The following is a 12,447-nucleotide window of genomic DNA, read 5'->3' as shown; positions in this document are numbered from 1 at the left end:
AAAAACTGACACAATAGCGAGCGAGACGCAAAGCCTGCGGCATGGCTTCGCTAAACGCACTACAACAACCTCTCCCTGTTCCCTGTTCTCTCCCCTCACCCCAATACTGATTCAGCCACCCTTAACTAGAGTTAACCCTAGTTATTAGATTCCAGGAATCCTTGTTCAATGAGAAACTCTTTCGCTACCTCACCCGGTTCCCGTTGTTTCCCAGTTACCTGGTAATTGAGACGTTGCATTGTCTCATCTGTAATTGTTGCCGAAAGCTCATTGAGTATCTTGGCAATTTCTGGGTTTTCTTCTAGGACTTCCTGACGCACAACGGGTGCAACTTCATAAGGAGGAAAGAAGTTTTTGTCATCTTTAATTCTGACCAAATTGAGAGCGCTGACTTCTCCATCTGTAGCAAATCCCACAGCAATATCAGCTTGCTCTTGAGCCAAGGCTTGATACCTCAATGCGGCGTTCACGGCTTTATACTCTGCTAGTTTAAAATTACCGTACACTTGCTTGAGCCCTGATAATCCATCAGGACGCCCCTGAAACTCATAGGTGCCAACCATCTTCAGTTCATTAGCTTGAGGCACTAGATCAGAAATAGTTTCAATTCCATACTGTTCGGCATCCTCTGGGGTCATAAACAGCGTGTATGTATTATTCATGGGAGCGGGTTCCAGCCATTCTAAATTAAACTGTTCCGCATACTCCTGGGAAACGATTTTATAAACTTCTTGGGAATCGCTATTCCGGGGACGCTTCAAAATTGTGATCAATCCAGTCCCGGTATATTCTGGATATAAATCAATTTCTCCCGATTTGAGACTCTCATGAGTCACCTGAGTCCCCCCTAAGTTAAGTTTGCGTTCTACGGGAAAGCCTTCCTCTTCTAATACCAGCGCATACATTTCTCCTAAGATAAATTGTTCAGCAAAATCTTTTGAGCCAACTCGAATCGCTCCTGATTCTGCACTATCACCACCGCAACTGCTGAGGGTGGCGATCGCGAAAAGAGTTAGTAATGGTAGAATTACCAATTGACGGATTTTTTGCATTATGCAGGTTTTCTGGGTTTCCTTCCAAGGGTTTAGCCGAAACAATTTTAGCTGACGTTAGTAGAGACGTAGCATGCTACGTCTCTACAATAGAATGAGGATTCAATTACTGAATCTCTAAGGGCATCCGCCCAGACAACAAGGCTTTGGTCGAAGACTCACCTGCTTTTTTCAACTGTCGCGTTAGTTGCAGATTCAACAAGACTAAAGCCAGGGATTGACCAACGAGGGCAAGGAAGACTGACGTTCCCGCCGCATATTGGATGCTAGCCCAAGGAAACGCCGAAAATAGCCAAACCGCAGGTTCTACTGATGGGTACATGGACAAAAAGCCGAACATGATTGGCGGTAAGATAATGATTCCACCAACCACCGTTGCTGCCCAAACTGCCCGCTTTGGTGTTTTCAGCAAGAGCATCAACTGTCCAATTGAAGCATAGAAAACAATGAGACTGACGGTTACTAATAGTCCCAAAATCGCGGGTGTCTTGTATTCACTGGGCGACCACAGCAGAATCCATGGCAGTACAATAGCAGATGCGATCGCTAAATTCAAGAAAATCGCCACAGGAGCAGGACTGGTTTTGCCCCAGATTAAGTCTGCCATAATTCCAGCCTTGCGGGACGAGCGTTTGGCATGGCGGTAACGCGCCCAATCTTGCATCGTCTGACGATGGGGACTCAACGCTGCAATTAACCCTAAAAACAGGATCAAATTAAACACCAGCAGGATTTCCAGATTCTCAAACAATCCTTCACCATAAGTTTTCCATTCATGCACCTGAGGATTGAGGGCAAATCCGAGAATCATCACTTCAAAGCAAGCTGTTAACCGATAACTTTGTCGCTTACTCAGTAAGGTAGCCCTAGGGTTGTGAAAATTTCGATTTAACCCCAGCCAAATCCCGTAACTCCATAAACCCGCATTGAGAATAGCAAATCCCGCCATCATCCAGATTGTTTTCCCGATGGGGAGAAAAAACCAAAGCAAGTCACGAAAATCACCGTATGGATAAGTATTAACGACATCTAGAGAACTCGAATCAATCAGGTACGGTAACAAAATTGCCGGATTAAATAAGGTCAGCCAATCGGTAGGATAATGAGTCATACCCCCGTCAATAACGCTGGTGCTAATCGATAGGAATAGGAGAATTGCACCACCCCCCAACCAAGCTTGAAAACCGCCCAACCAATTACCGACTAAGCCAAAGAGTAGCGCCCCACTGAAAAAGAATAGGCAACTAGCACCTAGAACTGTATAGAAGGCTAAAATCTGACTCAAACCCATGTCACCTGCCATACCCGCCACCAGATGCAAGGGCAAGGCGAGGGCGGCGACAAGATACAGTAACAGGGGGACTCCCAATAATTTGCCGCCTAAAATACTCAGCGTTGAACCCGGAGTCAGCCGTAAAAAATTCAGAGTACCCCGACGTTCTTCCTGAGACAAATCACTAATCAGCATATAGATGCCCACGACTAACAGGGCAAAAATACCGATTAGGCTGAGTCCCAAAAATACATCCTGCCACCAGAGTGACCAATTGATCACAAATCCACCCAAACCATCGGATAGACAGGTTGGAATCGTAGAATATTCCTGAGTTGAACCTGTACAATAACGGTTGTAAACCATCATGGTATCTTTAGCCACGGGTAATTGACCCGCAAAAGCCATCAGCAGCAGTAACTGTCCCAGGAAAGACATGGCGACAGCAATTAAAATATTGCGGGGTTTAAGCCGTCCTTTGATTTCCCGAAATAACTGGGGATTCCATTCACCCAGTTGGTTAACTAAATTCAGTGCCATCGTAATCTCAGTCTCCGTAGGTAAAAGCTTATATTGTTCTAACTCGATAAGTTTTGTGCGTCCTCCAGTTCGTTCCCGATGAGCGAATACTCAAAAACTCATCACTAAAATTCGTTCTTCTCCTCCTCACCAATCACCTCTTCCCCAATCCCCAATCCCCATTTTCCCGACAAAAGTCAAAAATTGAAACATTGATTCCGGTCAGGGGGGTCAATTAGCCGTTATGATAAGAGACTGCCTGGTCAGTCATAAGGTTCAGGTGTCCACGTTTTGAAATTGTCCCCAAGATTACACGATAAGTTATGGCACAGCAGCACTACCGCATTACCCTTTTGCCTGGTGATGGCATCGGTCCAGAAATTATGGCAGTCGCGGTAGATGTGTTAAAGGTGATTGGCGCACAGTTCGACCTGAGCTTTGAATTTACTGAAGCCTTAATCGGAGGGGCGGCAATTGATGCTACCGGGGAACCCCTACCGACTGACACCCTGGAAAAATGCCGCCATAGCGACGTTGTTTTACTGGCTGCCATCGGTGGTTATCAATGGGATAACCTGCCGCGCCATCAACGCCCGGAAACGGGTTTGTTAGGATTACGAGCAGGATTAGGGTTATTTGCCAATTTGCGACCTGCCACCATCTTACCCCAACTCATTGATGCCTCAACCTTGAAACGGGAGGTGGTTGACGGAGTGGATATTATGGTGGTGCGAGAATTGACAGGTGGGGTTTATTTTGGTCAGCCGAAGGGTATCTTTACCACCGAAACGGGGGAAAAGCGCGGTGTAAATACGATGGCGTATACGGAAGCCGAAATTGACCGCATTGGACGAGTGGCATTTGAAACTGCTCGCAAACGCCAGGGTAAACTCTGTTCGGTTGATAAAGCCAATGTTCTAGAGGTATCTCAATTATGGCGCGATCGCATCACCCAATTAGCGACTGAGTATCCGGATGTGGAGTTATCTCATCTGTATGTTGACAATGCTGCCATGCAGTTAGTCAGGGCACCTAAGCAGTTTGATACGATTGTCACAGGCAATTTATTCGGAGATGTGCTTTCTGACGCCGCCGCGATGCTCACCGGGAGTATTGGCATGTTACCTTCAGCCAGTTTAGGGGAAAAAGGACCCGGCGTTTTTGAACCCGTTCACGGTTCCGCGCCGGATATTGCTGGACAAAATAAGGCAAATCCCTTGGCTCAAGTGTTGAGTGCGGCTATGATGCTACGTTATGGGTTGAATCAGCCAACGGCGGCTGACCAAATTGAGCAAGCCGTTTTTAAAGTTTTAGAGAAAGGTAACCGTACAGGGGATATTATGTCAGCAGGAATGACGCTTGTCGGTTGCCAGGAGATGGGAAATGCTTTGATTGAGATTCTCAAACAGCCATAAGTATAAGTCAACCAGGAGCGCAGCGACTCGCTCTACAGCGAAACGTCAGACAAGAATCATGGTGGTGAATTAAACAATAGGGTTAGGCGGGTGGTATACACATCACAGCAATGGCAACAAGAGTATCAAGACACTCGGACAGGGTTACCGATGTTGTTAGACCCGGGTCTTCTCAGAGCCGCTCGGCAGATATACCATAGCTACTATGATGTTCATCCTAACCTGACCCAACGTCCTACGGGTGTGGCGATTGACCGATTTACTTATCGTGGCAAGTTGATTTTTCGGGCGAAACCGATTCTTTTACCTCAAGAGTGTTTTGTACCACTGAGTCAGCTTGAGGCAGAAATTTATTAGTCATTGGTCAACTCAGGTTGAGGAATTAACGCAGTTAGTCGGGGGACATCCCTATTTATCTGTTGAAGATTGAGTTAAATCAAATGAATAATTATTGTTACTATAGCATTCATTCTTACCGATGTATCGCATCAGACTGGAAATCGCGATATAGTAATCCAGTTTTTTAAATCGATGCTATAATCTCTAAAAAAACTAATCACTACTAAATAGCCGCTTTTGTGATAAATGGCAAGGTTTTGTTAAGAGGTTATCGGTCAATTCCAAAATTAAACAGCTCGCGCCTGCCCCGATAATTGATAGACGTGCCATGGTGTGTCTCTACATGAATCTAGAAAGAAGGTATAGGTATGACTCAATCATCCAATAAACAATCTGCTATCATCCGTACAGAACGGGGATTAACAATCGCAGGAACCCGGATCACTCTCTACGATGTCATGGATTACCTCGCGTCAGGATGGTCTCCTAAGCTGATTCGAGACTGGTTACCCTTAACCCAAGAACAAGCTGATGCTGCATTATCCTACATTGAAACCCATCGTAGTGAAGTAGACGCTGAATATCAAACGGTTTTGCAAACAGCCCAGGCAATTCAGGACTATTGGGCAGAAAAAAATCGTCAGCGGTTGGCACGAATTGCCACTTTACCAGCAAAACCCGGACAGGAAGAGATTTATAGAAAACTCCAAGCCTGGAAAGCAAAGCTTGGGTTAACTCCATGATCATTTTAGTTGACCATAATTTGGAGGGTTACGTTGTTCTATTACAAGGAACCTTAGCCAGTGAAGGATGGCTGGATTTGTTGTCGATACGCTTTTTGTTAATGGAAGAAGCGGGAATAGCAACTGACAGTAATGACCGCGTTGTTTGGCGATATGCCCACTTGAGGAAATCACCCACGTACAATCGGATCAATAAATTATCCCTGAGATGCGGTAGGGGCACGATAATATCGTGCCCTGATATAGCTACCAGAGACAAAACTTTCCCTTATTTTCCTAACGTTGCAACCCGTTTCCTCTACCTTGGACTAATGGATTCTCAACCGCTTCTCTGTACTGCTCAACCTCTTCTGTGTATGCAATCGGCAGAACACACTCCACATTTTCATGAGGGCGGGGAATAATCACCCACGATTCTAAGGTTGCACCATAGGTTTTTTCAACGGCTGCAATTCCAGCATCCATGGCGGTTTTTACCTCGGAAACATCGCCACGAATATTCAGATTAAAACGAGCGCTACCAACGCGGATATAGCCGACTATAGTCACTCGACCCGCTTTAACCATAGCATCTGCGGCGGCTAATATACCGGGAAAGCCCTTGGTTTCAATTGACCCAACTGCTACTATTGACATTGCCAATCTCCTCAATCAATGAATTAATGAACTCAAAAACTTATTCTACGAATTATGGGTATTTTTTCAGAAACATACTCTTTGTCTTTAGCCTTTTAATCGCGAACCAGACATAGAGTCACTGAAACATTTACCCTTCCCTTACTCAGTTAAAATGAGCGAAACTGTTCAACTTGACTGGTATATTCAATCGGTAGAACGGTGTCAACATTTTCGTGGGGATTAGGAATGATGTAGTAACCGGTTATCTCAGCGCCGTGTGTTTTCTCCACCGCTTCTAGACCCGCATCTACAGCTACCTTAACTTCAGATATTTTGCCCCGAACGCTGACCATAAAGCGACCACTTTCATTGCGATCAAACTTCACCAGGGTAACCGCGCCAGCTTTGACCATGGCGTCTGCTGCGGCAAGTACCCCGGGAAACCCTAACGTTTCAATCGTCCCAACGGCTGCGGGCATGATTGCTCTGTTACCTCCACCTCAAAAGATTCTATCAAACTATATTGTACGAGGCTTGATCACCCATTGAGGCGAAATTATAGATTATTTTTTAGATGGGATAAAACTTAATCAATTAATACGTCTTAATGGGTCGCATCTGCGGACGATGGCTTGGCGTTGACAGGTAACGTCACCGTCACCGTTGTCCCTTTGCCTACCTCACTTGCGATCGCAATCTCCCCCTGATGCAAATCTACACAATTTTTAACAATAGACAATCCCATCCCCGTCCCGGCAATTGTGCTGACATTGCTGGCGCGGAAAAAAGGGGAAAATAATCGCGGTTGCTCCGATTCAGGAATACCAATCCCTTGATCTTGAACCTGGATGATCAGGGTGTCATCCTCGCGGCGTAGGGACAAGGAAACCGTAGTGCCTTTGGCAGAATACTTAATCGCATTGCTGAGGAGATTGGTGACAATATGTCGTAGCATCTGCTTATCCAACTCCGCTTCACCAGACGAGAGTTGAGGATTATAGGTCAACGTATAGCGATCGCCAACCATCAGTCGCTGTTCATCTACCAATTGCAGACAAAAGTCTTCCAAATCCAACGGTTCGGGATTAAACTGAAGTTCACCAGCTTGGGCTTTATTAAACGTAAGAACCTCTTCCACAAGCTGAGCCATCTGCTTGACGCCCATTTGAATCCGGTCTAAATAGGTTTGTTGTTTCTCTTGTGATAATTGAGTACTGTAGCGTTTCAGGAGTTCCGTTGAGGTTAAAATTACCGCCAAGGGCGTGCGGTATTCGTGGGAAATCATTGCCACAACCCGAGATTTCAGTTCACTCAATTCCTGTTCAGCGATTAAGGCTTTGCGAATTTCGGCTTCGGCTTTTTGGCGTTCGGCGACTTCCGTTGCCAGTTTAACCCGTTCCAGTTCTAGGGCTTGGGCTTGACGGCGTTCGCTGATATCGCAAAATACTAAAACCGCACCCTTGATCTCGTCATCGTTGGGACGCATTAAGGAAACATGATCTACGATTGGCGTCTTGGTTCCATCTCTGGCAATTAACAGGCGATTATGTCCTTGATTCAAGACAGGTTCACCCCGCAGCAGTAGCATCACTGGGTTTTCCACAACTGTATTTGTGGCTTCATCGAGAATTTGCACGACTTTAGTAATGGGTTTGCCCATCGCTTCAGTAGACAACCAACCGGTTACGGTTTGGGCGATAGGATTCATATAAGTAATGCCGCCCATTGCATCCGTTGCGACTACCGCATCATGGGTTGAGTCGAGAATCGTGGAGAGAAATTCCTCGCGTTCGATTAACTGCTGTTGAGTTTGATGCTTATAAAGCGCGATTTCGATGGTAATCCCTAAATCGCGTTGATTAAAGGGCTTGACAATATAGCCAAATGGTTCTGTAACTTTCGCACGGGCCAAGGTAGCCGCCTCTGAGTGAGCCGTCAGGTAGATGACAGGGATTTTAAATTGGTTGCGAATCTGCTCGGCGGCTTCAATTCCATCCATGTCTCGGTGTTTGAGAACAATATCCATCAACACCAGATCTGGACAATTTTCCGCGACTTTAGCGAGGGCGGCTATACCTGAATTGGCGATATCCACCACATCGTAACCCAGTCGTTTGAGTTGACCAGCAATGGCTTGAGCAGTAATAATTTCATCTTCGACAACTAGAATTTTTGCCCTTGCCACGCCACTATTCCTCTATGTACGAAAGTCTCAACTCAATGGTAATCCCAAAGATGGGGGAGATGGGGGAGATGGGGAAGATGAGGGAGATGGGGGAGATGAGGACAGTTATGGTAAAAACGTACCATGGTGTATCTGTGTGTAGGGGCGGGTTTAGGGACTAATATTGATGGTTTTCCTTAGCTTGGCTGCAAAACCCGCCCTGACCAAATGACAAATGACAAATGACGAATGACCAAATGACGTAGCTTGCTTCTCGCGAAGCGAGTATGACCAAATGACGAATGACGAATGACCAATGACCAATGACCAATGACCAATGAGATAATCCCCCGTCTGCCACTCGGGGGAGAATCAAGAGAGGACAAGTTCGATAACAGATGTTATGTAACGGTTGATGTATCAGTTACCGCCTCAACATTCTGGGCAGTCTTGCCATTGGTATTATTGGTATGACCATTGCCATTGCGAGGCTGAATCACACCATATCCGCCGTGATTGCGTTCATAGAGAACGTTAATCTCGTTAGTTTTCGCATTCCGGAACATATAGAAGTCGTGATCGACCAGTTGCAGCTGTTCCATGGCTTCTTCAATCGTCATCGGCGGCATGGCAAAATATTTCATCCGCACGACTTCTGTGGGCAGTTCGGGAGTGCGATCGCCAATTAAATCCTCGACCACAGGTGCTTCATGAATGACTGCACCCGTTTTCGGTTGGGTCTGAGTTTTCTTTTGCTGCTTTTCTTTATATTTACGCAGTTGACGCTGAATCTTATCGGCAACCAGATCGATACTGGCATACAAGTCTTCGCTACTCTCCTGGGCCCGAATTACGGTTTTATTGGCATAAATGGTAACTTCGGCAGTTTGCTTCGTGTTGATCCGAGGATTACGGGCAACAGAGAGATGCACGTCTACCTCAGTCGTCATATTTTGAAAGTGACTGACCGCTTTTTCTATCTTTTGATTAACATATTCTCGAATTGCATCAGTGATTTCAATGTTCTTGCCCTGGATAACAAGCTTCATACTGACTACTCCGTCCTGTACTATTGTGTCGTAATAGAGCAGAGCTAGGGCTGGTCTTAGTTGCTCTTGGAGGATACTTCTATTGTAGGACTGACTGTGGTGACTTCCGGATGTAAGCAGCAATACTTTACAAAACTGCAACTTTTACTCGACTAAGGGGGTACGTTCATGGTTCATGGTTCATGGTTCATGGTTCATTGCCATCAACGACGGGCGATGAACCATGAATCAAGTGGTGGGCGGCTATTCGGACTCCCTTGGACAGAGGTAGGCTCACCGCCGCAGCGATTAACCCAAAATACAACCTGTCCGAGGCGGTAAGTCTATCGCCAAATGGTTTTGATTCCAGGTGAAGCTGGCGTCACCATACAAGATTTGATGGCTTGGTGATAACTCTGGCGGCACCTCAACCTGAACTTGGGCGGTTGTGGTTCCGGCATTAACGGCAATAATTAACTCATCTGCCTCCAGTTGGCGGGCAAAGATATACGTCATTCCCTCAGCCAACAGCACCTTGTAGCTACCTGTACGCAGCGCGGGGTGATTATGACGCAGGGCAATAAGCTGACGGTGACAATCGAGAATCTCTTGATTCCATTGAGATTCTAAGGGAAAACCCCGGCGGGAGTCTGGATCTAATGCGCCAGGTAACCCCACTTCATCGCCATAATAGATGCTGGGGGCACCGAGAAAGGTAAACAGTAATAGTGTAGCCAGCTTAACACTTTCGATCGCTTCAGCGGCGGGATTTTTCTTCCCTCCTTCAGCAATGGATAGTAGTCGGGCGGTATCATGACTGGCTAGCAGGTTGAGTTGGGTGAGTTGAATTTCCCAGGGGTATAGCTGCAACAGATGCTCGATTTTAGCCGCATAACCTGGTGCATCTAGGGGAGGATAGGGTTGGTAAGAGGGTTGTTCGACGTATTCCCGAATCACGCGATCGCCAGCAGCAAAGGCAATAGTCGGTCCGGTGAACAGGTAGTTCATTACCCCGTCAAATTGCGTCCCATCCAACCACTGACGCGAGTCCATCCAAACTTCGCCCACAATATAAGCATCTGGGTTGATGGCTTTGACGCGATCGCGAAATTCTTGCCAAAATCCTGGCGCTTCAATCTCATACGCGACATCTAGGCGCCAACCATCGACGCCGAGTTTAATCCAATATTCGGCAACCTGCATAATATATTCCCGCACGTCGGGATTATCATGGTTGAATTCGGGTAACGCCCGATTGCCTTCCCAACCGACATAGTTAGCGGGTTTGTTGCCATCATAGGCTGATAGGGGCCAGCGCTCAATCTTGAACCAATCTAACCACGGCGAATAAGGACCATTTTCGAGAATGTCATTGAAGAAGAAGAAGCCGCGACTGGCATGGTTAAATACACCATCCAGGACTACTTTCATCTCCCGCTGATGACATTCTTCCAAAAGTTTCATGAATGTACCATTCCCCCCTAATAGGGGGTCGATCTGATAATAATCGTGAGTATGGTAACGGTGGTTACTGGCCGATTGAAAAATGGGGGTAAAGTAAACGGCATTAATGCCTAAATCTTGCAAATAATCTAGTTTTTCCATTACGCCCCAAAGATCTCCACCCTTATAGCCTTGTAAAGTGGGCAGGGCATCCCAGGGTTCTAGGGGAAGGGTTTTAGCCACTTGCGAATGGGGTGGATTGCCTTTGGCAAAGCGATCGGGAAATATTTGATAGAAGACGGCGTGCTTCACCCAATCTGGCGTCTGAATCTGCATTGATAATGGTCTAGCTCTTCTCTACTAGAGTACAAGTATGGTTCGCTAAATACGATTTATGTTATGAAGCTAATATTTTACCCGAAAACTCTCTTTAAGCCAAAGAAGAACTTATGTAACGAACTTCAATGATGTCTCAATTGTGCCAATGATGAAACCACTCAAGGACTACTGTGCGGCACTGGTTGACAAAGAGCTAATGCCAACAGCGCTTAAGGTAGCTGCTGTGGTTGGTTCTATTCTATTTCTGATTAATCATGGTAATGCTGCCGTACAGGGCAAGATGACACGCGATCGCTGGATTTCTGGATTCCTCACCTACCTGATTCCTTATGGAGTGAATATTCATGGGCAATATATTAGTCGCTCTCGACAACGATGATGGAATTTTGTCAGGGAATAGGAAATGTATAATGCAGATGTTATCCAGATGTCATCTGTCATAAGTCGTAGATTTAATTAAACGGTAGCATGATCAACCCAATCCCCGTGAAGAGGATTGAGTTAATAGTTTAAGCTGCCATCATAATTTCCTTAGTTGTGCTTATTTCTGCGGACGTAGTTTTACACCATCCTTCAATATTGAGTTCTTGCAACACGTCTTTTCCGGCTGGATTTGTATTCATCTCTAAAAGAACACGTTCTAATTCACTCTTATGATCCATGGCATTGGGACTAACATGGATACCATGAAAGATGACCTTTTCCTCCGATTCAGCAAAGGCATTAACCATCGCCTTGGTATTGGGTGAGAGTTCCTGGTATGTGTCTTTATAGACAATGCCGAAAGGGGCTTCGTTTTTGGACACGCTATTAATAACTCCTAACCAGGAGGATTTATCCAACAGTTGTGCAGGTGAAATTCCTTTTTCTTTGAGGCTATGTAAAGCCACCTTACTCGGTAGCATACTTTTGACAGTGGCAAGAGTTTCCCCGTGCAGCGAATCTAAGGTTGGATTGGCGATATCCTGATTGGCAATATACACCACTTCATCATAGAGATTGAGCGGACGAACCACCGCAGAAAAGCCTTGTTCCCGCAGACGGATACTATCAGCCGGGTTAGCGTAGACGATATCGGCTTGATCGAGATGTTGATGAAAATCCTGGAAATCCAGCGAAACCTCTAAATGTACGTTGACATCAAGCTGATTATTCAAATACTGGATAAAGCGAAACCATCGATCCGGTTTCTTAGCTGTATCGTGGGGACAGATCATCAGGGTTAACTTGTTCATGGAGGGTCTATTTTTTAGGTGCATTGGCGGAAGACGATTATTATCTTCCTCTGATTCCTTTTTTCATGGAAATTTGACCCAATCAGGAACGTGAATTATTGCTTTTAGTGAGGAGGGCGGGTTTTGTTTATACGTTATCGGTGAGGAGGGCGGGTTTTGTTTATACGTTATCGGTGAGGAGGGCGGGTTTTGTTTATACGTTATCGGTGAATATCTGAATTTATTCCCTAAACCCGCCCCTACAGATTCCCTAAACCCGCCCCTACAGATTCCCTAAAC

General features: G+C 45.8%; 12 protein-coding genes. 4 read left to right on the top strand and 8 right to left on the bottom strand.

What is annotated here, in order from left to right; all coding sequences use genetic code 11:
- Positions 1 to 137: 137 nt before the first annotated feature.
- Both ACLFWI_RS16600 and ACLFWI_RS16595 read right to left on the bottom strand, forming a co-directional pair.
- Positions 138 to 1,052 carry a glycine betaine ABC transporter substrate-binding protein gene (locus ACLFWI_RS16600; RefSeq protein ID WP_446413832.1) on the bottom strand — a complete coding sequence of 305 codons (915 nt, stop codon included), beginning with the start codon at positions 1,050 to 1,052 and terminating at the stop codon, positions 138 to 140.
- Positions 1,053 to 1,158: 106 nt separating this feature from the next.
- On the bottom strand, positions 1,159 to 2,865 hold the full coding sequence (locus ACLFWI_RS16595) for an ABC transporter permease (RefSeq protein ID WP_446413831.1): 1,707 nt from the start codon (positions 2,863 to 2,865) through the stop codon (positions 1,159 to 1,161).
- 302 nt (positions 2,866 to 3,167) lie between these two features.
- Here ACLFWI_RS16595 and leuB point away from each other — a divergent pair, with 302 nt between their 5' ends.
- The 3 genes from leuB to ACLFWI_RS16580 all read left to right on the top strand — a co-directional run bounded on the left by leuB (position 3,168) and on the right by ACLFWI_RS16580 (position 5,341).
- On the top strand, positions 3,168 to 4,259 hold the full coding sequence (gene leuB / locus ACLFWI_RS16590) for a 3-isopropylmalate dehydrogenase (RefSeq protein WP_446408245.1): 1,092 nt from the start codon (positions 3,168 to 3,170) through the stop codon (positions 4,257 to 4,259).
- 90 nt (positions 4,260 to 4,349) lie between these two features.
- The gene (locus tag ACLFWI_RS16585) at positions 4,350 to 4,616 is read left to right on the top strand and encodes a hypothetical protein (protein WP_446408244.1); all 267 of its coding nucleotides are present in this window, start codon (positions 4,350 to 4,352) and stop codon (positions 4,614 to 4,616) included.
- 350 nt (positions 4,617 to 4,966) lie between these two features.
- Positions 4,967 to 5,341, top strand: a complete 375-nt coding sequence (locus ACLFWI_RS16580; RefSeq protein ID WP_446408243.1) for a DUF433 domain-containing protein — start codon at positions 4,967 to 4,969, stop codon at positions 5,339 to 5,341.
- A 276-nt stretch (positions 5,342 to 5,617) separates the two neighbouring features.
- Here ACLFWI_RS16580 and ACLFWI_RS16575 read toward each other — a convergent pair whose 3' ends face one another.
- The 5 genes from ACLFWI_RS16575 to ACLFWI_RS16555 all read right to left on the bottom strand — a co-directional run bounded on the left by ACLFWI_RS16575 (position 5,618) and on the right by ACLFWI_RS16555 (position 10,930).
- On the bottom strand, positions 5,618 to 5,977 hold the full coding sequence (locus ACLFWI_RS16575; RefSeq protein WP_446356939.1) for a carbon dioxide-concentrating mechanism protein CcmK: 360 nt from the start codon (positions 5,975 to 5,977) through the stop codon (positions 5,618 to 5,620).
- Positions 5,978 to 6,126: 149 nt separating this feature from the next.
- The gene (locus ACLFWI_RS16570; protein WP_006099036.1) at positions 6,127 to 6,438 is read right to left on the bottom strand and encodes a carbon dioxide-concentrating mechanism protein CcmK; all 312 of its coding nucleotides are present in this window, start codon (positions 6,436 to 6,438) and stop codon (positions 6,127 to 6,129) included.
- A 125-nt stretch (positions 6,439 to 6,563) separates the two neighbouring features.
- Positions 6,564 to 8,144: an ATP-binding protein gene (locus ACLFWI_RS16565; protein WP_446413830.1), complete on the bottom strand. Its 1,581-nt coding sequence runs from the start codon at positions 8,142 to 8,144 to the stop codon at positions 6,564 to 6,566.
- 380 nt (positions 8,145 to 8,524) lie between these two features.
- Positions 8,525 to 9,172: a ribosome hibernation-promoting factor, HPF/YfiA family gene (hpf, locus tag ACLFWI_RS16560; protein ID WP_446413829.1), complete on the bottom strand. Its 648-nt coding sequence runs from the start codon at positions 9,170 to 9,172 to the stop codon at positions 8,525 to 8,527.
- Between the two features lie 288 nt (positions 9,173 to 9,460).
- Entirely contained in the window at positions 9,461 to 10,930 is a 1,470-nt protein-coding gene (locus ACLFWI_RS16555) for a glycoside hydrolase family 13 protein (RefSeq protein WP_446413828.1), read from the bottom strand.
- A 151-nt stretch (positions 10,931 to 11,081) separates the two neighbouring features.
- On the opposite strand from ACLFWI_RS16555, the gene nrtS reads away from it, so the two are divergent.
- Positions 11,082 to 11,312 (top strand): nitrate/nitrite transporter NrtS, encoded by a 231-nt coding sequence (nrtS, locus tag ACLFWI_RS16550; RefSeq protein WP_446413833.1) that lies wholly within the window; start codon positions 11,082 to 11,084, stop codon positions 11,310 to 11,312.
- A gap of 130 nt (positions 11,313 to 11,442) precedes the next feature.
- Here nrtS and ACLFWI_RS16545 read toward each other — a convergent pair whose 3' ends face one another.
- Complete coding sequence (locus tag ACLFWI_RS16545) at positions 11,443 to 12,168, bottom strand: phosphate/phosphite/phosphonate ABC transporter substrate-binding protein (RefSeq protein WP_446413827.1); 726 nt, start codon at positions 12,166 to 12,168, stop codon at positions 11,443 to 11,445.
- Positions 12,169 to 12,447 lie beyond the last annotated feature (279 nt).

Origin of the sequence: Coleofasciculus sp., assembly GCF_046539235.1 — a bacterium.
GTDB lineage: Bacteria > Cyanobacteriota > Cyanobacteriia > Cyanobacteriales > Coleofasciculaceae > Coleofasciculus.
This window is presented reverse-complemented; position numbering and strand designations above follow the sequence as displayed.